Source organism: Halopseudomonas laoshanensis, assembly GCF_008365385.1.
GTDB classification, from domain to species: Bacteria; Pseudomonadota; Gammaproteobacteria; order Pseudomonadales; family Pseudomonadaceae; genus Halopseudomonas; species Halopseudomonas laoshanensis.
In genome coordinates, this window is sequence record NZ_QOVF01000002.1 from 171,599 (window position 1) to 191,372 (window position 19,774).

At 58.2% G+C, this 19,774-nt stretch carries 23 protein-coding genes; 1 reads left to right on the forward strand and 22 read right to left on the reverse strand.

The genetic code is table 11. The features are described from left to right. Positions 1-37 precede the first annotated feature (37 nt). The 3 genes from DT594_RS07365 to zigA all read right to left on the reverse strand — a co-directional run bounded on the left by DT594_RS07365 (position 38) and on the right by zigA (position 2,867). Positions 38-913, reverse strand: coding sequence for an alpha/beta fold hydrolase (locus DT594_RS07365; RefSeq protein WP_149332633.1), 876 nt, complete (start codon positions 911-913; stop codon positions 38-40). 86 nt (positions 914-999) lie between these two features. Further along, complete coding sequence (locus DT594_RS07370) at positions 1,000-1,653, reverse strand: DUF1826 domain-containing protein (protein WP_149332100.1); 654 nt, start codon at positions 1,651-1,653, stop codon at positions 1,000-1,002. Then, complete coding sequence (zigA, locus tag DT594_RS07375; protein WP_425460517.1) at positions 1,653-2,867, reverse strand: zinc metallochaperone GTPase ZigA; 1,215 nt, start codon at positions 2,865-2,867, stop codon at positions 1,653-1,655. Before zigA ends, DT594_RS07370 begins: the two co-directional genes overlap by 1 nt. Before the next feature lie 143 nt (positions 2,868-3,010). Here zigA and DT594_RS07380 point away from each other — a divergent pair, with 143 nt between their 5' ends. Further along, positions 3,011-3,391, forward strand: coding sequence for a hypothetical protein (locus DT594_RS07380; RefSeq protein WP_149332101.1), 381 nt, complete (start codon positions 3,011-3,013; stop codon positions 3,389-3,391). Here DT594_RS07380 and DT594_RS07385 read toward each other — a convergent pair. From DT594_RS07385 to fliE, 19 genes are all read right to left on the reverse strand, one after another. Then, positions 3,388-4,101, reverse strand: a complete 714-nt coding sequence (locus DT594_RS07385) for an SIMPL domain-containing protein (RefSeq protein WP_149332102.1) — start codon at positions 4,099-4,101, stop codon at positions 3,388-3,390. The genes DT594_RS07380 and DT594_RS07385 overlap by 4 nt on opposite strands. Positions 4,102-4,184: 83 nt before the next feature. Beyond that, complete coding sequence (gene flhB / locus DT594_RS07390; RefSeq protein ID WP_149332103.1) at positions 4,185-5,324, reverse strand: flagellar biosynthesis protein FlhB; 1,140 nt, start codon at positions 5,322-5,324, stop codon at positions 4,185-4,187. Beyond that, the gene (fliR, locus tag DT594_RS07395) at positions 5,324-6,100 is read right to left on the reverse strand and encodes a flagellar biosynthetic protein FliR (protein WP_149332104.1); all 777 of its coding nucleotides are present in this window, start codon (positions 6,098-6,100) and stop codon (positions 5,324-5,326) included. Before fliR ends, flhB begins: the two co-directional genes overlap by 1 nt. Further along, positions 6,100-6,369 (reverse strand): flagellar biosynthesis protein FliQ, encoded by a 270-nt coding sequence (gene fliQ / locus DT594_RS07400; protein ID WP_096348281.1) that lies wholly within the window; start codon positions 6,367-6,369, stop codon positions 6,100-6,102. The genes fliR and fliQ overlap by 1 nt, the downstream gene beginning before the upstream one ends. A 10-nt stretch (positions 6,370-6,379) precedes the next feature. Further along, the gene (gene fliP / locus DT594_RS07405; protein WP_149332105.1) at positions 6,380-7,132 is read right to left on the reverse strand and encodes a flagellar type III secretion system pore protein FliP; all 753 of its coding nucleotides are present in this window, start codon (positions 7,130-7,132) and stop codon (positions 6,380-6,382) included. Next, positions 7,129-7,560, reverse strand: a complete 432-nt coding sequence (fliO, locus tag DT594_RS07410; RefSeq protein ID WP_149332106.1) for a flagellar biosynthetic protein FliO — start codon at positions 7,558-7,560, stop codon at positions 7,129-7,131. Before fliO ends, fliP begins: the two co-directional genes overlap by 4 nt. Continuing rightward, positions 7,560-8,030 (reverse strand): flagellar motor switch protein FliN, encoded by a 471-nt coding sequence (gene fliN / locus DT594_RS07415; protein ID WP_149332107.1) that lies wholly within the window; start codon positions 8,028-8,030, stop codon positions 7,560-7,562. The genes fliO and fliN overlap by 1 nt, the downstream gene beginning before the upstream one ends. 40 nt (positions 8,031-8,070) lie before the next feature. Then, positions 8,071-9,042, reverse strand: coding sequence for a flagellar motor switch protein FliM (fliM, locus tag DT594_RS07420; RefSeq protein WP_149332108.1), 972 nt, complete (start codon positions 9,040-9,042; stop codon positions 8,071-8,073). 9 nt (positions 9,043-9,051) lie between these two features. Further along, complete coding sequence (locus tag DT594_RS07425; RefSeq protein ID WP_149332109.1) at positions 9,052-9,564, reverse strand: flagellar basal body-associated FliL family protein; 513 nt, start codon at positions 9,562-9,564, stop codon at positions 9,052-9,054. Positions 9,565-9,852: 288 nt separating this feature from the next. Beyond that, positions 9,853-11,181 carry a flagellar hook-length control protein FliK gene (locus DT594_RS07430; protein ID WP_178091477.1) on the reverse strand — a complete coding sequence of 443 codons (1,329 nt, stop codon included), beginning with the start codon at positions 11,179-11,181 and terminating at the stop codon, positions 9,853-9,855. Positions 11,182-11,312: 131 nt separating this feature from the next. After that, positions 11,313-11,651, reverse strand: a complete 339-nt coding sequence (locus DT594_RS07435; protein ID WP_178091478.1) for an Hpt domain-containing protein — start codon at positions 11,649-11,651, stop codon at positions 11,313-11,315. A gap of 39 nt (positions 11,652-11,690) precedes the next feature. Further along, positions 11,691-13,484: an ATP-binding SpoIIE family protein phosphatase gene (locus tag DT594_RS07440; RefSeq protein WP_149332112.1), complete on the reverse strand. Its 1,794-nt coding sequence runs from the start codon at positions 13,482-13,484 to the stop codon at positions 11,691-11,693. Between the two features lie 3 nt (positions 13,485-13,487). Beyond that, positions 13,488-13,793 carry an STAS domain-containing protein gene (locus DT594_RS07445; protein WP_096348290.1) on the reverse strand — a complete coding sequence of 102 codons (306 nt, stop codon included), beginning with the start codon at positions 13,791-13,793 and terminating at the stop codon, positions 13,488-13,490. 77 nt (positions 13,794-13,870) lie between these two features. After that, on the reverse strand, positions 13,871-14,326 hold the full coding sequence (gene fliJ, locus DT594_RS07450; protein WP_096348291.1) for a flagellar export protein FliJ: 456 nt from the start codon (positions 14,324-14,326) through the stop codon (positions 13,871-13,873). Further along, on the reverse strand, positions 14,319-15,674 hold the full coding sequence (gene fliI, locus DT594_RS07455) for a flagellar protein export ATPase FliI (protein ID WP_096348292.1): 1,356 nt from the start codon (positions 15,672-15,674) through the stop codon (positions 14,319-14,321). The genes fliJ and fliI overlap by 8 nt, the downstream gene beginning before the upstream one ends. Beyond that, a complete protein-coding gene (gene fliH / locus DT594_RS07460) occupies positions 15,661-16,512 on the reverse strand; it encodes a flagellar assembly protein FliH (protein ID WP_149332113.1) in 852 nt (283 codons plus the stop codon). Before fliH ends, fliI begins: the two co-directional genes overlap by 14 nt. Then, positions 16,512-17,531 (reverse strand): flagellar motor switch protein FliG, encoded by a 1,020-nt coding sequence (gene fliG / locus DT594_RS07465; RefSeq protein WP_149332114.1) that lies wholly within the window; start codon positions 17,529-17,531, stop codon positions 16,512-16,514. The genes fliH and fliG overlap by 1 nt, the downstream gene beginning before the upstream one ends. Further along, on the reverse strand, positions 17,524-19,251 hold the full coding sequence (gene fliF / locus DT594_RS07470; protein WP_149332115.1) for a flagellar basal-body MS-ring/collar protein FliF: 1,728 nt from the start codon (positions 19,249-19,251) through the stop codon (positions 17,524-17,526). The genes fliG and fliF overlap by 8 nt, the downstream gene beginning before the upstream one ends. Positions 19,252-19,292: 41 nt before the next feature. After that, positions 19,293-19,625, reverse strand: a complete 333-nt coding sequence (gene fliE, locus DT594_RS07475; protein WP_149332116.1) for a flagellar hook-basal body complex protein FliE — start codon at positions 19,623-19,625, stop codon at positions 19,293-19,295. Positions 19,626-19,774: the final 149 nt, after the last annotated feature.

Genomic DNA, 19,774 nt, shown 5'->3' on the forward strand with positions numbered 1-19,774 from the left:
GGCCTTTAAGGACTGCCTGCTTTTTTGTTTTCAGGCTTCAAGTTTCTAACAGAAAGCGGCTAATCAGATCGGCACTCTGCGCCGAGTTTTCCTGCATGAAGCAGTGCCCCCCTTCTGCCGACAGTACATTGACCTGCGGATTGATGGTCGCCAGTCGCTTGGCCGACTGCTGCACAAAGGGATAGGTCTTGTCGCCGTGAATCACCAGGGTGGGTGTTCTGATCCGCTTGAGCGCTGGCCACAGGCGCTTGGGCATGGTTTCAAAAACCTCCGCCTCGCGGCTGGGTCGGCATTTCAGCTCTACGCCGTGCTCCTGGTGATCCTTCAGCGCATGATCGATATGCGCCTGGAACCCCGCCTCCTCCCAACCACGGAATATGCCGCGATTGTGCAGCGCGCCATAGGCGGTATCGCGGTCCGGCCAGTGATGCCGACGCGCCTTGGCGCTATCGGCCATCGGATTGCGCCGTACACCGAGCAGGCTCAAGCTGGTACGTAACTGAATCAGACGCATGGGAAATAGCACAGGATCTAGCAGTACCGCGCGCTCGAACAGCTCCGGATGGGCGGACAGCATCAAACTGGTCAGCACGCCACCGAAGCTGTGACCGCAGGCAAATCGGGGTACCTCACCGAAGCGCTCGCGTCCGGCCTGAAAGGCTTCCAGTGCCAGTTCGGCATTACGATTCCAGCCCAGAAAAGGGCCACCATGATCGCTTTCGCCATGGCCTTGCAGATCGCACAGCCACAGATCGAAATCCTTCGCCAACAGGGACAGCAGCGGTTCATAGGTCCGTGTGCAGAAACCGTTACCGTGGAGGAAATGCAAAAGCGGCTTGCCCGATACAGGGGTATGCCAACCGCGCAGATCAAAGCCTGCGCTCGTCGTATGCTGCCAGGGTAGCAACTGCATAAAGGCTACTCGATCGAATGGAAGCGACATTCTAGAGCGCGATAGCTTCAATGTCAGCGGCAAACTGCTCCTCTGACCCCTCCATATCAATCAAGCCAGTCCAGTGTCAGCAGTAATCGTCGCTGCCCTACCGGCAGACGCGGCGAACGGTGAACCAGACCGCGCCCTTCATTGCCGTGCCAACGTTCGCCCTTGACCAGTGCAACCTCGCCGCAAGCCAGGGCACGCGCCGCTGCATCGTCATTACAGAAGTCCACCGCCGGGCCACCCAATTGCTGACGCGGCGAGTTCTGTTCTGATAACCATTCCGAACCTGGCCCGATATAGCTGGTGATCAACCTTACCGGCACCTTGTCAACGTGCCAGCGTGGGCACATGGCCTTGTCCAGGGTGCGCAGTCGCACGCCCACCGCGCGGGCGTCAAGCAGACAGGCGAAAAGGCTGACCAGGTAGCCGACGTCAGCAACAAACTCTGCATATCCGGGAATATCGGCAACTCCCTGAGCAAATTCCGGAAGCGCCGCGATATCGCTGGTCTCTGCGTCCTTGGCCGTCCATGTACAGGTCTCGGCCAGCACCCTGCCCGATGCCAGCAGAGTCTGGCCAAATTGCTTCGCCGCGAGGTCCAACTGGCGCTGCCAGACCGCCAGATTCACATCGTCGCGCAGAATCTCGAGTAAGCTTTCAACGGAATTGCCTTCCACTTGACGGGGCGTGCCTGGCATGGCGCGGGCCAACATCAGTCCGCTTCCTCGGTCCAGGGGCCAAATGGGTCAGGTAGGGACTGCCAGGCTTCGACGCCGCCAGCCATCTCAGCGTCGGTCAGCAGGCATGCATCCAGTTCCCGCGTGAGCCGGGCAAAATCGATATGCTGACCGATAAAAACCAGTTCCTGACGGCAATCGCCGGTTTGCGGATCCCAGTTGGCCATGATGGCTTCCAGGCCCTCGCCTGCCCCCGGCCAGTGCGCCTTGGGCACTGAACGCCACCAGCGCCCGGCGTAGCTATATCGCATAAGACCACCGGCCTGCGACCAACTCCCGGCCTCCTGCGGTCTGGTGGCCAGCCAGAAAAAACCTTTGGAGCGCAGCAGGCGGCCGTTCTCCCAGGTACGATTCAGAAAGCTGAAAAAACGTTGCGGGTGGAAGGGCTTGCGCGCTTGGTAAGTATCAGCGGCAATGCCGTACTCCTCGGTTTCCGGCAAATGCTCACCCCTCATCTCCTTCAACCAGCCCGGCGCCATCGAGGCCTTGTCGAAGTTGAAACGACCGGTATTAAGTACCTTCTCCAGCGGCACCTGTCCCATGACCATTGGGACAATCTCCGCCTCTGCATTCAAGCCCCGCAGGATCGCTATCAACTCCTCGCGTTGATCGGCCGAGATCAAATCCATTTTGCTGATCAGCAGAACGTCAGCAAACTCGACCTGCTCAATCAGCAGATCGGTGATGGAGCGCTCGTCTTCGTCGCCAAGCGTTTCTCCTCTGCTCGCCAGACTTTCGGCAGCCTGGAAATCGATCAGGAAATTCATGCCATCGACCACGGTAACCATGGTGTCCAGGCGCGCCAGGTCGGACAGACTACGCCCCTGCTCATCACGAAAAGTAAAGGTTTCTGCCACCGGCATCGGCTCGGAGATCCCGGTGGACTCGATCAGCAGGTAGTCAAAGCGACCCTCCTGCGCCAAGCGAGCCACTTCCTCCAGCAGATCTTCGCGCAGAGTGCAGCAAATACAGCCGTTGCTCATCTCCACCAGGCGCTCTTCCGCGCGGTTGAGAGTGACATCACGCTGCACCTCACTGGCATCAATATTGATTTCACTCATGTCATTGACGATCACCGCCACGCGCAGGTTTTCCCTGTTACGCAGAATCTGATTGAGCAAGGTGGTTTTCCCCGCACCGAGAAAACCTGAAAGGACCGTGACCGGCAACGGCATAAGCGACGAAGACATAAAGGCTCCCTGTAGGCCTATTCAAGAAGCTGCCATCCTATATTTATTGTTATAACATAACAATAAATATTCACTTCAACAGTCTCATACAGTTCGGCGGCAACTGCTAAGATGAGCTCATCATTCCACCACCAAGGTCGACCATGAATCCAGATCTAGGCACCGTTTACCAGCAGTCAATCGCCGCCGAGAACGAGGTGGAATTTCTGCAGATCCGTTTCAGCGATATCGATTTTGTCAGCCACGAGCTATGTACCACTTTGTTTGAAGTGCCATGGGGTGAAGATCAGGAGCTGCATGCCCTGTCCCTGGATTTTGATCAGGATATGCTCTTGCAGATTCTTGCGCGCCTCGAACCGGAGGCTCAGCAGCAATTTGTTGCGCAGGTGAATGGCCAGCAACCGCCCTTCCATGTCAGCCTACCTGAAGCCGTGCTGGTGGAGCGCGTGACCTGTGTACTCGGGGAAGAGCAGGAAGTCGAAGGGGAAGTCTTTACCCCCTTCGTTATCCAGGCTATTGATTAACGCAGAATGTAATCCACGCTGGTGACCACGCGCACGCGTTTGATCTCTGGCGTAAAGGCGTCAACGTCTTCAATCGAAAAATAACCCTGCGAGGCGCGGCGAATGCTGCCAACCTCGGCCTCGGCGTCCCGGGCAAACTGGTCGGCCGCCGCGCGGGCATCGCGTGTAGCGTGCGCAATCATTTCGGGTTTGATCGACTCCAGTTGGGTAAATACGAAGCGCGGCTGGAATTCATAGCTCTGGGTCAAGGCGACGCCAGACTTGACCAGCTCACCCACGGTCTGCATACCGGTTTTGACCCGGTCTACATCTTCAGTGCGCACCAGAACCGTGACTTCAGCGCGGTACCTTTCTGCTGGTAGCGCATTGTTATAGACGTTAGCGTGCTGGTCGGTGATTTTCGGCATCGACAGCTGGATATCCTCTTCGACAAACCCCTTGAGCAGCAGGAATGAGCGAATCAGGCTCTGCTGTGCCTCTATGTCGGTTTGTAGTTGATCGAGCGAGTTACCTGCAACCGAGAAATTGATTGGCCACAGTGCCAGATCTGCCTCTACGGTACGTTCGGCCAGGCCCTTTACGCTGACCACGCGATCGGCATCCCGAAACTGCAACAGCCCAGCCTTTATGCTGATGGCCATAAACGCCAGTGACAGTGCGATCAGCGCCGCGGCAATGATGGAAAGTCCGGAAAACCGTGAACTGCTCATAAGCTGCTCCTGAAAGCACAAGAAAGAACATCAATGTAGCTCAAAATCAAGCCTGCCAGGGCAATAGAGAGACCAACAAGCGTCTATTCGTCCTTGCGCAAATCTTCCGGTATATCCGGCTTGGGCATCGGGCCGGGACGCTTGCCCTGCCCTGCCCGGTATTGCCGCAACTGGAATACATAGGCCAACACCTGCGCCACCGCCAGGTACAGGCCGGAGGGGATCTGCTGGTCCAGCTCGGTACTGTAGAACACCGCCCGCGCCAGCGGGGGTGATTCCAGCACGATGATTTCGTGTTCAGCCGCCACCTCACGGATGCGCAGAGCGGTGAAATCGGCGCCCTTGGCAATCACAATGGGCGCACCCGACTTGATCGGGTCGTACTTCAATGCCACCGCGTAATGGGTCGGGTTGGTGATGACGACGTCGGCCTTGGGTACTTCACCCATCATGCGCCGCTCGGCCATTTCACGCTGCAACTGGCGGATACGGGATTTGACCTCGGGTTTGCCCTCGGAGTCCTTGTACTCGTCCTTGACCTCCTGCTTGGTCATCTTCAGCTTCTGCTTGTTATCCCAGAGCTGAAAGGGGATATCCACGGCGGCAATCAGAATCAGTGAGCAGGCCAGAAACACCAAGGCCATGCCAAGAATATACCCGCTATGCTCAATCGCATCTGGCAGGGGTTGCCGATCCAGGGTGAGCATCTGATCCTGGAACAGGTTCAGCACAAACAGCGCCGTGACCAGCACCACGAGAAATTTGGCCAGCGCCTTGAGCAGCTCCACTAACGCCTTGAGGGAAAACATCCTTTTCAAGCCCGCGAGCGGATTCATCCGTTCGAACTTGGGCGCCATCGACTTGGCGCTGAGGAGCCAGCCACCCAGCAAAACCGGTCCGACCAGAGCGGCGATCAGCAGCATGAAAAATAGCGGCCCGATCACGTCCAGCCCAATTCCCACTGAAGCGAGCAACTGCAAACCCATGGTATCGGTGGAGTACAGAGCTGCGCGATCAATGCTGAAGTTGAAGATCATCAGATCCAGCAGGCGTCGGCCCATCTCCGGACCGAGCATGATCAGACCCACCGCCGCCACCATGACCACAGCCAGGGTATTCAGCTCCTTGGAGCGTGCTACCTGGCCCTTGTCACGCGATTCCTTGAGGCGTTTCTCCGTGGGGTCTTCGCTTTTATCCTGGCCACTGTCCGACTGCTCTGCCATCAGTCAGCCCTCACAAAAGCACGAAGCCAGATCAGCGTTTCGGTAGTCACTACCTGGTACTGTTCGGCGACGCTACCGAGCAACACCCACATGATGAACAGCCCGAAAATCAGCGTCAGCGGGAAACCAATGGAAAAGATATTCAGCTGCGGGGCAGCGCGCATCATTACGCCGAAAGCCAGGTTGACGATCAGCAACGCGGTGATAGCCGGCAGACCAACCAGCAACGCAGCGGACAGCACCCAGGAAAAGCGCAGCACCAGGGCGTAAAAGTCGGTAGCCAGTAAGGTTTCGCCTATCGGCAAGGTGGTAAAGCTTTCGACCATGACCTCAATCACCACCAGATGGCCGTTCATGGCCAGAAACAGCAAGGTGACCAACATGGTGAATACCTGAGCGACCACCGCGACCGAAATACCCATGCTCGGGTCGTTCATCGAGGCAAAGCCCAGACCCATCTGCATCGCGATAATCTGGCCGGCCAGAACGTGGATCTGAAACAGCAACTGCAGTGCAAAACCCATCGCCACGCCGATCAGGATCTGCTCGGCAATCATGACCCAGGTGCCCAGAGACAGAGGATCGATCATCGGGGCGGCGGGAATATGCGGGGCGATAATAGCGGTCACAGCCAATGCCAGAAACAGGCGGATGCGCATCGGCACCAGTTGCGTACCGATCACCGGCATGGTCATGAATACGCTGCCCGTGCGAAACAATACCCAGAGGTAGCTCATGACCCACTGGGTGATGACCTCGCTGGACAGCTCGATCATCAGCCGATCAGTCCGGGGATATTCCGGTAAAGCCGGTCAGTGAACTCGATCAGTTGAGTCACCAGCCAGGGACCCAGCCAGATCAGTGTCAGAAAGGTGAACAGCAGGCGTGGCAGGAAGCTCAAGGTCTGTTCGTTAATCTGTGTAGCAGCCTGAAACATCGCCACGATCAAGCCCACTACCAGGCTCGGCAGTACGATCACGGCGACCATCACTGTGGTCAGCCACAGCGCCTGGCGAAACAGATCTACCGCTACTTCAGGTGTCATCGAAGGGCTCCTATGTCACCGCAAAACTGGCTGCCAGGGTACCTATGATCAACGCCCAGCCGTCTACCAGGACGAATAGCATGATCTTGAATGGTAGCGAGATGATCAGCGGCGACAGCATCATCATACCCATCGCCATCAGCACACTGGCCACCACCAGATCGATCACCAGAAACGGAATAAAGATCATGAAGCCGATCTGAAACGCCGTCTTCAGCTCGGAAGTGACGAATGCCGGCACCAGGATATGGAAAGGCACATCATCCGGGCTGGCCAGATCAGTACGTCGCGCCAGACGTACAAAGAGCTCCAGATCAGTTTCACGCGTCTGCGCCAGCATGAAACCTCTGAGCGGAATGCTCGCGGCGTCTACCGCCTGCTGTGGGGTCATTTCCTCGGCCAGATAGGGTTGCAGCGCGGTTTCATTGATGCGCTCAAACACCGGTGCCATCACAAACAGGGTGAGAAACAGTGCCAGGCCGACTAGAATCTGGCTGGACGGTGTTTGCTGCAAACCCAAAGCCTGACGCAGAATCGCAAAGACGATAATGATCCGGGTAAAGCTGGTCATCATCATCACGAACGCGGGAATAAAGGTCAGGGCCGACATCAGCAGCAGAATCTGCAAGCTGACGGAGTAGGTCTGTTCGCCCTCCTGGTCAGTACTCAACGTGATCGCCGGCATGCTCAGCGGATCAGCGGCGGTCTGCGCCAGCACCGAGGGCGCCAGCAACATCAAAAGCAGAAAAATCCAGCGCATCATGGCTTGGGCTCCCGCTTCAACAGGCCGCGCAGGGTCTTGGCAAAATCGGAGTTCATCGTGCCGGCGGCGCTAACCTCTGCAATAGGCTCATCAAATACATGCAGGGTATTGATGCGCCCAGGAGAGGCGCCCAGCAACAGCTGCTTGCCGCCAACATCGACCAGCAATATTCGGTCTCTCGGCCCCAGAGGCAGGCTGCTGAGCAAACGAATATGCTGACCGCCCTGAGGAGCCAAAGGGCCAACGCGGCGCATCAGATAACCGATCAGAAAGATCAGCCCGACCACTAGCAACAGGCCTCCGCCCAACTGCGCCAGCTGGGCGATCAGCGACACCTGGCTGGACACTGGCGCGGAAGCAGAATCGGCCTGCGCCCAGGCAGCACCACAAGATAGGCAGGCCGGCAGTATGAATGCAGCTGACTTCATCAGCGCAGTTTCTTGATTCGTTCGGAAGGGCTGATCACATCGGTCAGGCGTATACCAAACTTCTCGTTCACCACCACCACCTCGCCATGCGCAATCAAGGTACCGTTGACCTTCACATCCAGCGGCTCACCCGCCAGCCGATCCAGTTCGACTACCGAACCCTGATTCAGCTGCAGCAGGTTGCGGATAGTGATATCGGTATTACCCACTTCCATGGAAATGGTTACTGGAATATCCAGAATCACATCCAGGTTAGGGCTGTCAGTGCCGTCGAACTGATCGCCGCCAGCGACCGCCGCTGGCGCGTTGAATTCTTCCATCGGCATGCGCGGCGAACTGTTGGCTGTCGCCAACATCGCGTCTATATCATCCTGATCGGTATCACCCGCTTCATCCAGCGCAGCAGCCCACTCGTCTGCCAGCGCCTGCTCCTCGGGAGTGACCTCGTCGGACTTCTTGTCATCAGCCATCTTGTTCTTCCTCTACACGAATAAAGCGGTCCGTCAGCCCCTAACGCGGGCGTGAGATCGGCCCCAGAATTTGCAATGCCAGATTACCCTTGACCGAGCCCAGCTTGGCCTTGAACGTAGGCACACCGTTAGCGCAGAGCACCATGTGTTCCGGCAGCTCCACGGGTATGACATCGCCCGGTTGCATGCTCAACAGGTCCTTGAGCTTGAGCTGGCGGCGCACCACGGTGGCACTGAGCGGCACCTTGGCAGCGGTTATCTCCTCACGCAGGGCCTTGACCCAGCGCTCGTCATGTTCGTCCACATCCGACTGCACACCTGAATCCAGCACTTCACGCAGTGGCTCGATCATCGAATAGGGGAAAGTAATGTGCATATCTCCACCGCCACCATCCAGTTCGATGTGGAAGGTGGAGACCACCACTACCTCACTGGGGCTGACGATATTCGCCAACGCCGGATTCACCTCGGAGTTCACATACTCGAAGTTGACCTCCTGCACGGCCTGCCAGGCTTCCTTCAGGTCGAGAAAGGTCTGATCCAGCACCATGCGTACCACACGCAACTCGGTCGGCGTGAATTCACGCCCCTCGATCTTGGCATGCCGTCCATCGCCACCAAAGAAGTTGTCGACCAGCTTGAATACCAGGCGCGCATCGAGAATAAACAGTGCTGTGCCGCGCAGCGGTTTCATCTTCACCAGATTAAGGCTGGTGGGTACATAGAGTGAATGCACGTACTCGCCGAACTTCATCACCTGCACGCCACCCACCGCCACATCCGCCGAACGGCGCAGCAGATTGAAAATACTGATACGGGTATAGCGGGCAAAACGCTCGTTGATCATTTCCAGGGTCGGCATGCGCCCGCGGACGATACGATCCTGGCTGGTCAGGTCATAATTCTTGACTGACCCCGGCGTGGTATCGATCTCGGTTTCAACTGCCCCGTCGTCGACACCATGCAACAGCGCATCGATTTCGTCCTGTGAGAGCAGATCCTGAACGGCCATGGAGGCTTCCTATTGCAAGACTATATTGGTAAACAACACCGATTCGATCACCGGGTCGCCGACTTCCTTTTCCAGCAAGGCCTTGACCGCGAGTGTCGCTCGTTCGCGCAGGGCTTCCTTACCTTCAGGAGAGAACAATGTCTGGAACTCTTCACTGCTGAACAGCAGCACCAGCTCGTTGCGCAGCAGCGGCATGTGCGCCGCGACGCTGGCCATCCCCTCGCTATCGCGTCCCATCAAGACCACATTGACCTGCAGATAACGCTTGCGGCCCTCATGGGTGTAGTTGACCACAAAAGCCGGATCCAGCGGCTGATACAGCGCACCCGCTCGGGCGGGCTCGGCAGGCTCAGCCTCGGCCACCTCCTCGTCTCCACTCATCAGCATGTAGGTCACCCCTCCTGCCGAGAGCAATACCGCCAGCAGGCCAACCCCGACAAGGATCAGCAATTTCTTTTTGCTTTTGCCCGGTACCGCTGCAGCTTCTGCTGCGGGCGCTTCATCTCGCGATTGCTTTGCCATGACAAAATTCCGTCACTTAAACAGGGAAAACCTGCTTTTTGTGTCTTGAGGTGAAAGTATTGCATCGACCATGCCAACTTGTCGGTGCGCGCTAAGCCTAGTGCGCCAAGGATAAAGCCAAGCGTGGCAAATGTCTTTGTACGGTGAGAAAAAGTCCGGAGAGAGATTAGCCGTGGCGAAAATCGAGCCTTGGCGCTGGGAGGAAAGCGCCTCTGGCCGCTGGTTCGGACAGGGAATGATCAGGCTGAAATTCAGCCCACCGACCGGTGGGCTGAGGCGGCGCAAGCTTTACGCGTAATAATCAACCAGCCTGTTGGTCATCGCCTGGCTGATCGCATCGGCCGCCATCAGCATGCCGGCTTCATCTGCCATGGACGCTGTCGATGATGCACCCGCCACTGCGCTCCCGCCAGTTGAACGGCCCTGGCTGTCCTGGCCTGCCTGCTGCCCGACGGAAGAGTCACCTACCGAAACGTTCACCAGATCCATGCCCTGCTGCGAAAATGACTCACGCAGGCGGAACATCTGTGCTTCCAACGCCTCTCGGACTGACGGGTTCTGGCTGACAAACTGCACCTGGTGCTCCTGGCCGCGCGTTTGAATATGAATTTCCATTGGCCCCAACTCAGCCGGATCCAGGCGAATCTCCACGCTGCGCAGGTTCTGGCTGGACATCCATTGTATTTTTTCCACCATGGCGTCGCCCCAGCCAGCCTGGCCGAAGGGCACACCCAGCGACTGCGTTGCCGCCAAGACCGGGCGCGCTGCCAAAGTGCCCTGCGCCGTTGCCTGGCCCTGGGTGCCAGGTCGTTGCAGCGCTTCGGTGGCGTCCGCCTCGGCAGCACCCCGTTTACCTGTCAGCGCCTCCAGGGCGTCGCTCAGCTTGGCAGTGAACGCGGCCCGAGTGTCCTGACCGGCCAGAGACGGATCCTGAGCGCGTTGTTGAATCTGGGTTTCCAGCAAGCTCGCGCGGTCCGCCTTGGACGATCCCGTGCCATTTTCCTGGCGCAGCTCGCGCTCCAGTTGAGCCTGTTGAAGCTGATCGGCTGTGAGCGTGCCTTGGGCCCCGCTAGCAGGGCCACCCTGAATACCCGTCACTGCGGCAGCCGCTCGCGCATCACCAACACCGGCCTGCCGGCCCGGCAACGCATTCAACGCCAACAACTCGCTATCCAGCTCACCTTCGAGATCACTTTCGCTTTCAAGCTCGGCGGCATCATTCAGAGCCTGGCGAGCCTGCGTCAGCCATTGCGCCCAATCATCAGCCATCGACTTGAGCAAAGCCGGATCCGTTTCTGCATCCGTGGCTATCGATTCCGCGTTCATATTCAGCTCAGCGAGATGTTCCAGCCAACCTTGCATGTCGGCCGGCAAATCCTTGCCGTCAACGGCAATCTCCAACTCCTCCAGCGCAGCCAATCCAGCGCCGCCGTCTGGCCCTTCCAGAAACGCCAGCAGCGCATCGAGTTGCTCTGATTGCTGCCCGGACAGTACCGCGGAAAAACTCTGCGCGCCTTCTCCCTCGCTCAATTGCGCGGAGGATGCAGGGCCCGCAGAGGTAACGCTCTGTCGTACCGGACTGGACAATATTGCCAGCATATTCTGACTGACGGACATCGTGGATGTCTCCATGGCTTCGGAGTGGGAGTGCAATTGCGACTTCTTAAGCATGGCTTTGCAAAGTGCGGGCCACTTATCGGGGAAGCGGGAAACTCAATGCAGAAACTGGCCTGGCAAGCTGGTTAAATCTACCGGGCCAGGTGTAACTGCACGCGCTGGAATAGCTGGCGGATTTCCTCATAGCACTGGCTGGCCAGTTCGGCATCATGCTGCAACCCCGCTTGCTCGGCACGTTCACAGGCATGCTGAAGCGCCTCCGCGCCCATGTTGCCGCAACTGCCCTTGAAGCTATGGGCCGCTTGTCTGAAGGCATCCCATTGCTGCTGTTGCAGGCTACTGGCCAGTGTTGCCAGGCGCTTCTCTCCATCCTGCACAAAGGTATCCAGCAAAAGCGGGTAATCGTCCTGCATCAGCTCGCGCAGCGCGGATTGCACTGCGGGGTCAAGATCCATGGCTACGTCAGGCATAAAGTAGGCTCTCCTCCTGGTCGCCATAGCCTCAAAAGGCTATGCCTTTTTGTTTGTATTATGGCCAAGCTGCCAGGCAAAAACTACTCGCACGCGGTTGCCCGCGGCGTTGAACTCAAGCTCGTCAGCCAGGGCTCGGACCAGTGCAAGCCCCCGGCCAAAGTAGCCATCACCGCTGCCACTGGCACCGCGCTCATCGGCATGCCAGTGGGCGCCGGTGAATCCTGATGCGTCCGGAATGCGGGTAAATCCACTGCCACTATCCTCCACCTCGATACTCAGCAAACCGCCAGCATTGCCCGGCTGGTGATCCAGCGAAACGCTGATCCAGCCATCGCGCAACGCATTCAGACGCTCGTTGCGCTGCTGGTAATAGCGCGTAAACCCCAGATAGTCAGCCTTGAGCGAAGAATCCAGCTGTAACAGACCATGCTCCAGCGCGTTGCTGTATAGCTCGCTGAGAATGGTAAAAAGGCTGCCCCCGTGTTCGCGCAGACCCGGCACCTCCATCAGCACCTTGAGCAGAAACGGCAAAGGATTATGTTCACGGATCGACGCCGCGCGGAAGGTGTAGGCCAGATGCCAGTCCTGCGCGTCCAGTTGGCGGGCATCCGGTTGCAGCAACATGGCCGGTGGTACGCTGAGTGGCTGCATGACCACTTCAAGCAGGCTGATATCGTCTTCAGGGCTGCCATGAAAGGCTTCCAGTGCCTGCAACAAACCATCGAATACCGCTCCAGGCTGGCCGACGTAGCTTTCCACCACTTGCAATACGCGCTGCTCGCCGAATTGCTCGCCTTGCTGATTGCGGCTTTCGATGACACCGTCGGTCCAACAAAGTAGTCGCTCACCCGCTGCGAGCGGCAATACCACAGGCGTCGGATCGAAGCGCTCCGAGCGTGCCACTGCCAGCGGCAAATGAGTTGAGCTGATGCGGTGCAGGGTTTCGCCAGCACTGCCAAGCACCAGTACCTCTGGCAGGCCGCCGTTCCAGATCTCGACCAGGCCCTTGTCGGGATTCACTTCGATCAATACCGCGCAGCAAAAAATGCCCACCGGCAGGATGCGGCTGAGCTTGCTGTTGAGCTCGACCAGTATGTCGCGCAGATTGAAGCCACGTGCGGTCATCGAGTAGAACACCTCGGCCAGCGGCATGGCACCAATGGCTGCCGACAGACCATGGCCGGTGAAATCGCCGAGCAGAATATGCATGCCGCCCGAAGGCTTGTATGCCGCAAGCAGAATATCGCCATTGAACATCGCATAGGCGGATTGCAGATAGCGCAGATTTTCCGCCCCGAGACTGCCCGCATGGGCGACGCGATCGAAGATAATCTTCGCCAGTTGCTGCTCCTGCAGTAGCCGTTGATGCTGCTGGGAAATCAGATCACGTTGTTGCTGAAGGGTCTGATGCATGTCCTGCATGCGGTTGAACGCCAGAATCTTGGCTTGCAGGATGACCGGATTGTAGGGCTTGGTCAGGAAATCATCGCCGCCCGCTTCCAGGCACTGCACCAGCGCGCCGGTTTCAGTCAGGCTGGTGAGAAAGATGATAGGCACCAGATCTTCGCCGGACGCCTGCTTGATTTGCCGCGCGGCCTCGAAGCCATCCATCACCGGCATCAGCGCATCCAGCAGTACCAGATCCGGACGCTGGTCGATAAAACGGTCAACGGCTTCCAGGCCATTCTCGGCGCTGATCACCTCATGACCCAGCTGCGTGACCAGACGGCCTAGGATCATCCGGTCAGTCGGGTTGTCGTCCGCTATCAGCACGCGCAATCGGCTGACCGGGTCTGCAGAGGGCAACTGGCCAGGCACGGGATTGGGCATGATTTACTCGATACTGAATAACTGCTCGAAATTGGAAATGCTCAGCACTTTGCGTACGTCCGCATTACACCGCACGATGCGAATATCGGCAGCGTCACCACCTGCGTGATCACGCAGCAGCAGCAACATGCCCAGCGCGGAGCTATCAATATAATCGGCGTCGTGCAGATCTACGATGTAGCGTTCCGGGGTCAAACCTCCGCGCTCATACGCTTCGCGAAAGTCCTGATGTGCACCGAAGTCGAAACGCCCTACCACCCTTATTGTCAGTTCCTGACCGTCTGCAGATAAAGTTGCCTTGATCGGCATAGTGGATTCCTTATTGGCGGGTTGTGCGTGTGCTGCAAAAGCCTCCCTTTAACCTTTAGCACAGGGTATGCAGACTGTCAGGGATTATTTCGATTGCGATCAAATGCACGCTGGGAAAGCTCATCCAGCAGCTTCTGCTCCTGCTTGTCCGCGCGCACCCGTGCTTCCTGCTGATAGCGTTCGATGAGTTTGCGCATCGCTTCCAACCGTTGATAGCGCTGACGCCAGACCTCACGGGCTTTACCCAGGCTTTGCTGATGCCAGACAACCGTCTGGTGTTGCTGATCGATGGCCGTCTGCATCTGCGCCAGGAAGCGTTGGTAGTTGAGCAACCAGTCGCGGCCAACGCCTTGCTGGCCGCGTTGAGTCCAACCGTTCTGATACTCCTTGCAATAAAATTCCAGGTCGCGCAGTCGCGCCTGGGCATCATCCAGCTGCCGCTGGCAATCACCCAGCATGCCAGCCGCTTTGCGTTCTTCATCCAGGGCGATATCCAGCACGGGCGTCAGACGCCGAATGCGGCTTTCACTCATGGCTGATCAACTGCTCCAATGACTTCTGACTGTCCGGCAGGTTGACCTTGACCTGCAGTCCCTGGCGCAGAAAGGCCTGCATTTCCGGCATTTTCTCCATGGCCTTGTCAGTCAGCGGATCAGACCCGGCAGAATAGGCACCCACACTGATCAGATCGCGGCTTTGCTGGTAGCGGGCGTAGAGCTGCTTGAATTGCTGGGCCTTCTGCAAGTACTCGTCGCTGACGATCTGCGGCATGGCCCGACTGATCGAGGCTTCGATATCAATCGCGGGATAATGCCCTTCTTCGGCCAACCGACGTGATAACACCACGTGGCCGTCGAGGATGGCGCGCGAAGCGTCGGCAATCGGATCCTGCTGATCGTCACCTTCGGACAATACGGTATAGAACGCGGTTATCGAGCCTCCGCCCTGCTCGGCATTACCCGCCCGCTCTACCAATTGCGGCAGCTTGGCAAATACCGACGGCGGATAGCCCTTGGTCGCTGGCGGCTCACCGATGGCCAGGGCGATTTCCCGCTGGGCCTGGGCGAAACGCGTCAGCGAATCCATCAGCAACAATACGTTCTTGCCCTGGTCGCGAAAATATTCGGCGATGCGCGTGCAATACATGGCGGCGCGCAGACGCATCAGGGGGGCGTCATCCGCCGGCGAGGCGACTACCACTGATCGGGCCATACCCTTCTCGCCGAGAATTTGCTCGATGAATTCCTTGACCTCACGGCCCCGCTCACCGACCAGGCCGACAATGGTGATATCCGCTTCAGTAAAGCGCGTCATCATCCCCAGCAACACACTCTTGCCGACGCCGCTACCGGCGAACAGACCCAGCCGCTGGCCGCGGCCGACCGTCAAGAGACTGTTGATGGTGCGAATGCCCACATCCAGGGTCTCGTCAATCGGGTGGCGCTTGAGCGGATTGATCACCGGCCCATTCAGGTCCACCCAGTCATCAGCCTTGAAATCGCCCTTGCCGTCCAGCGGCCGGCCAATGCCGTCAACTACCCGACCAAGCATCGCGTTGCCCATGGGTAGCTTGCCACCGCCCTTGGACGGCACGACGCGGGCGCCGGGCTGCACACCTTGCAAGCTGTCGACCGGCATCAGATAAATCTTGCTGCCGGAAAAGCCCATCACTTCCGCTTCGATCTGCGTACGCCCGCCCTGCGGGGTATCACTGATCACCACGCAGCGGCTGCCCACTGGCGCCTTACAGCCTTCAGCTTCCAGGGTCAGGCCGACCATACGGATCAGCCGACCCTCTACTACAGGCTCGTGGGGCAAGGTCAATGCGTTAGGGTAAGTGGCCAGGCGCTTGGCAAAACTGATGCGTTCAAGCCGGCTCATCGTTGCTCCCCGGACTTGCTGCAGATGCAGACTCCTGGCCGGTCTCCGTCAGGGTGATATCCGGCTCCGGCGGGCGCACACGCTGCTCGCGCTGTTGCTCAAAAAGCTGCGTGGTGATCTGTTGCAGGCGGGTTTCCAGCGTCGCGTCCAGTTGGCTGTGCTCGGTTTCAATCCGGCAACCCCCGGGCATCAGTTGGTCATCTTCCAGCAATCGCCATTTTTCCTCATGGCGCTCGCGCAATGCCTTGGCGGCGTCAAAATCAGCCGGATTGAGATAAATACGAATATTCTCGGCGCCCATCGGCAGCGCTTTCAGCGCGCCGCGCAACACCGCGGTGATCTGACTGGAATCGATCTTCAGTTCGCGCTGGATAACTTCGCGGACCATGGTTTCAACCAGTTTGAGCAGCATGTCCTCAATCTGGTCATCCTGCTCGCGCATTGGCTCGAGCAGCTGCACCATGACCTTTTCCAGCTCGTCCATCCGCGCGTCCAGCTTAACCTTTGCCTCCTGCTGGCCCTTGAGTTGGCCAGAATGAAAGCCGTCCTTCTCGCCGGTGGCGAAACCTTCGTTGTAGGCTTCCTCGCGGATCTGTTCCAGCTCCTCTACCGTATAAGGCTTAGGGCCCTGCTCCTGGAGTTCCGCCTCAGCTGCAAGCTCACCATTCTCCGCTGATTCTTCAGGCTGCTCTTCACGTTCGATCGGCACATGGTGCGGCGCCGCGTCAAAGCTGGGCATATCCCAGCGGGCGAAACCGGCCAGTTCGCCGCCGCGCAACAGCTCGCTGTCCTTGGTCCGCTCTGCGGTGGCTGCGGGACGCTTTCCTGACTCCGGCACTAGATCATTTCCTCGCCACCCTTGCCGCCCAGGACGATTTCACCGGCGTCGGCCATGCGTCGGGCGATGGTCAGAATTTCCTTCTGCGCCGCTTCCACTTCACTGATGCGCACCGGCCCCTTGGCTTCCAGGTCGTCCTGCAGCAGTTCGGATGCGCGCTTGGACATGTTCTTGAAGATCTTGTCCTTGATCGCTTCGTCCGCCCCCTTCAAGGCGATAATCAGCACGTCAGACGAAATTTCGCGCAACAGCGCCTGAATGCCCCGATCGTCGACTTCCGCCAGGTTGTCGAAGACAAACATCAGATCTTCGATCTTGCTGGACAGGTCCTCATCCATATCCCGAATGGCTTCTATCAGCTGCGACTCGGTACTGGATTCCAGGTAGTTCATGATATCGGCCGTGCGCTTGATACCGCCCATATTCGCGCGGGTGGTATTCGAGTTGCCAGCAAACTGCTTCTCGAGAATCTCATTCAGCTCTTTCAGCGCCGAGGGTTGCACGGTATTCAGCGCGGCTACCCGCAACAGTACGTCCAGGCGGACTTTATGATCGAAATAGCTGATGACCTCGGCGGCCATGTCGGGATCCAGGTAGGCGACGACGATGGCTTGAATCTGCGGGTGTTCGAAGCGAATCACGTCGGCAACGGCACGCGGCTCCATCCACTTCAGACTATCCAGCCCCGAGGTGCTGCCGCCGAGCAGAATGCGATCCACCAAGCTGTTGGCTTTATCTTCACCCAGAGCCTGGGTCAGCATCGTGCGAATATAGCCGTCTGCACCCACGCCTAGCCCGGTCTGATCACCGACGGTATCGATGAAATCGCCCATGACCTGCTGCACCTGCTCGCGGTGCACAGTACGCAGACCAGCCATGGCGCTACCGACCCGCTGCACTTCCTTGGGGCCCATATGCTTGAGAATGGCCGCGGCGTCAGATTCGCCCAGGCTCAACAAAAAGATCGCGGCCTTGTCCAGCTTGGACAGTTTCGGGCGTTTGGCGACTTCTTCACTCATCGGCGTTAATCCACTCTTTGACAACCTGAGCTACCCGGCCCGTATCCTCGGCCAGCAAGCCCTTGATAGCATTCAACTGCTGTTCGTAACCAGCACCAGGCGGCGGTAACAGCACCGCAGCACTGCCGGCTGGGCCGGTGAGGCTGACGCGGTCGTCGCGCAGATCCTCGTCCATATCATCCATGCCGCCCAACTCAGCCGGGTAACCGGCAAGGCCTCGATTCTGTGGCTGAGCGGTCAGGTTTTTCAAGACCGGGCGCAGCACACCAAACACCAGAATCAGTATAAAGAGTATTCCCAGTACCTGCTTGGCAAGATCCCAGAACCACGCCTCAGACCAGAAAGGTATTTCCGGCAAAGGCTCCATCTCGGCAACAGCGACAAAGGGGCTGTTGATCACGCTGACGCTATCACCGCGGCTGGCATCAAAGCCTACGGCGTCCTGCACCAGGCGCGTCAGTTGGGCGATATCGGCTTCGGTCAATGGCTCGCTGACATTTTCACCGGTTTCGGCATTCACTGTCACCGGATCATCCACCACCACCGCAACCGACAGGCGACGCAAACGGCCTTGCTGCTGGCGGGTGTAACTGATCTGCCGGTCCAGCTCGTAATTACGTGTGGCCTGTTCGCGGGTATCGCGTGGCACCACAGGCACGATCGGCTCGCCGGTGTCTGGATCAACGACAACTTCTGGCACGGTCACGGCACCGGGAGGCTGATTGGTCAGAGCGCCAGGAATACCCTGGGGGCCCTGGCCCGCAGCACGCTCTTCGGTCATTACCTGCTCGCTACGCAGCGCAGATTCGGGGCTGTACATCTCGGCAGTCGACTCCACTGCGCTGAAGTCTACGTCTGCGGAGACTTCAGCCTTGTAGCGACCAGCGCCGACTATCGGCTCCAATATGTTGTGCACGCGACGGGTAAAGGTATCTTCCATGCGCCGGGTGTAATCAAACTGACGTCCAGCGATGGTCAACTCGCTCAGCTCGTCCTGATCGGAGAGTAGATTGCCGTTCTGATCGACCACGGTAACCTGATCTTTACTCAGCTCCGGAACACTGGTCGCCACCAGATTGACGATCGCCATGACTTGCGCCGGCTCCAGGCTGCGGCCAGCAAACATCTCCAGCAGCACTGAGGCGGTAGGTTTGCGGTCGTCACGCACGAATACAGTGGAGCGCGGAATGGCGATGTGCACGCGCGCGGATTTGATGTTGTACAGGCTGGAAATGGTCCGCGCCATCTCACCTTCCAGGCCCCGACGGTAGCGCGTGGTTTCCATGAACTGGCTGGTGCCCAGACCCTGCTCACGGTCGAGAATTTCATAACCCAGATTATTGTCACGGGCACTGACGCCGGCGGCAGCCAGACGCATACGGGCGTCGGCCAAATCCTCGGTCGCCACCAACAGCGCACCGCTGTTAGGCTCAACGCGGTACTGGATGCGCGCCTGGGTGAGAATATCCACCACCTGAGCGGAATCGTAGTTCTCCATATTGTTGTACAGCGTCTGGTAATCCGGCTCCTGTGACCAGAGCACCACGGCGAAACCAATGGCGACACTCGCCGCCAGACCGATCAACAGCGCAAACTGCCGCAGCATAGGCAACTGCGACAGATTGTCGAGCACATTCAGCCCCATGAACGGCTTGCGCTCACTGCCCAGCGCCGGCCCAGGCCGGGTAGCAGGTGTGTTGGCGGTATTGGCGGTTTCCATGTTCTACCCTCGGTCAATCACAGCAAGGCAAGTGTATATGCTCAGATGGGCATGTTCATGATGGATTCATAGGCAGTGACCATTTTGTTACGCACCTGGGTCACAGCTTGAAAGGCCACACTGGATTTTTGCGCAGCGATCATCACCTCAGTCAGATCGACACCCGGCACACCGCGTTCGTAGGCGCTTTGCAGATCACTGGTGGTGCTCTGCATTTCGCTGACCTTGTCGACGGCCTGCTTGAGTACATTTTCAAAGGCCGGTCCATTGACGTTCTGCTCCAGCTGCACCGGCGGCTGAGGGCGGCCCATGGCCTCCATCTGCATCGAGCGCATCTGCAACATCAAACGATTGAATTCAACACCTTGAGTCATGACTATCTCCGGGCCGCGATTTTTTTGACGGCGTGGATTGCGTTGGAGTTAGTTAAGCAGGAATGATGCCAACATGCGGGAATAGCAATAATGCGGGGGCGTTGGTCTGGTGGGAGGTGCAAAACGGCCGCTATAGCAGCGGCCGTTTT

Excerpts from the sequence above, each read along its gene's own strand:
- fliJ (WP_096348291.1), bottom strand. The coding sequence starts at position 14,326 with ATGAGTGAAAGCCGCATTCGGCGTCTGACGCCCGTGCTGGATATCGCC.
- DT594_RS07385 (WP_149332102.1), bottom strand. The coding sequence starts at position 4,101 with ATGAGCAGTTCACGGTTTTCCGGACTTTCCATCATTGCCGCGGCGCTG.
- fliI (WP_096348292.1), bottom strand. The coding sequence starts at position 15,674 with ATGAGCCGGCTTGAACGCATCAGTTTTGCCAAGCGCCTGGCCACTTAC.
- fliF (WP_149332115.1), bottom strand. The coding sequence starts at position 19,251 with ATGGAAACCGCCAATACCGCCAACACACCTGCTACCCGGCCTGGGCCG.
- fliE (WP_149332116.1), bottom strand. The coding sequence starts at position 19,625 with ATGACTCAAGGTGTTGAATTCAATCGTTTGATGTTGCAGATGCGCTCG.
- fliN (WP_149332107.1), bottom strand. The coding sequence starts at position 8,030 with ATGGCTGATGACAAGAAGTCCGACGAGGTCACTCCCGAGGAGCAGGCG.
- zigA (WP_425460517.1), bottom strand. The coding sequence starts at position 2,867 with ATGTCTTCGTCGCTTATGCCGTTGCCGGTCACGGTCCTTTCAGGTTTT.
- fliQ (WP_096348281.1), bottom strand. The coding sequence starts at position 6,369 with ATGACACCTGAAGTAGCGGTAGATCTGTTTCGCCAGGCGCTGTGGCTG.
- DT594_RS07380 (WP_149332101.1), top strand. The coding sequence starts at position 3,011 with ATGAATCCAGATCTAGGCACCGTTTACCAGCAGTCAATCGCCGCCGAG.
- DT594_RS07440 (WP_149332112.1), bottom strand. The coding sequence starts at position 13,484 with ATGCCCAATCCCGTGCCTGGCCAGTTGCCCTCTGCAGACCCGGTCAGC.
- DT594_RS07445 (WP_096348290.1), bottom strand. The coding sequence starts at position 13,793 with ATGCCGATCAAGGCAACTTTATCTGCAGACGGTCAGGAACTGACAATA.
- fliP (WP_149332105.1), bottom strand. The coding sequence starts at position 7,132 with ATGATGCGCTGGATTTTTCTGCTTTTGATGTTGCTGGCGCCCTCGGTG.
- flhB (WP_149332103.1), bottom strand. The coding sequence starts at position 5,324 with ATGGCAGAGCAGTCGGACAGTGGCCAGGATAAAAGCGAAGACCCCACG.
- fliO (WP_149332106.1), bottom strand. The coding sequence starts at position 7,560 with ATGAAGTCAGCTGCATTCATACTGCCGGCCTGCCTATCTTGTGGTGCT.
- DT594_RS07370 (WP_149332100.1), bottom strand. The coding sequence starts at position 1,653 with ATGTTGGCCCGCGCCATGCCAGGCACGCCCCGTCAAGTGGAAGGCAAT.
- DT594_RS07425 (WP_149332109.1), bottom strand. The coding sequence starts at position 9,564 with ATGGCAAAGCAATCGCGAGATGAAGCGCCCGCAGCAGAAGCTGCAGCG.
- fliG (WP_149332114.1), bottom strand. The coding sequence starts at position 17,531 with ATGAGTGAAGAAGTCGCCAAACGCCCGAAACTGTCCAAGCTGGACAAG.
- fliM (WP_149332108.1), bottom strand. The coding sequence starts at position 9,042 with ATGGCCGTTCAGGATCTGCTCTCACAGGACGAAATCGATGCGCTGTTG.
- fliR (WP_149332104.1), bottom strand. The coding sequence starts at position 6,100 with ATGATCGAGCTGTCCAGCGAGGTCATCACCCAGTGGGTCATGAGCTAC.
- DT594_RS07430 (WP_178091477.1), bottom strand. The coding sequence starts at position 11,181 with ATGTCCGTCAGTCAGAATATGCTGGCAATATTGTCCAGTCCGGTACGA.
- DT594_RS07365 (WP_149332633.1), bottom strand. The coding sequence starts at position 913 with ATGCAGTTGCTACCCTGGCAGCATACGACGAGCGCAGGCTTTGATCTG.
- DT594_RS07435 (WP_178091478.1), bottom strand. The coding sequence starts at position 11,651 with ATGCCTGACGTAGCCATGGATCTTGACCCCGCAGTGCAATCCGCGCTG.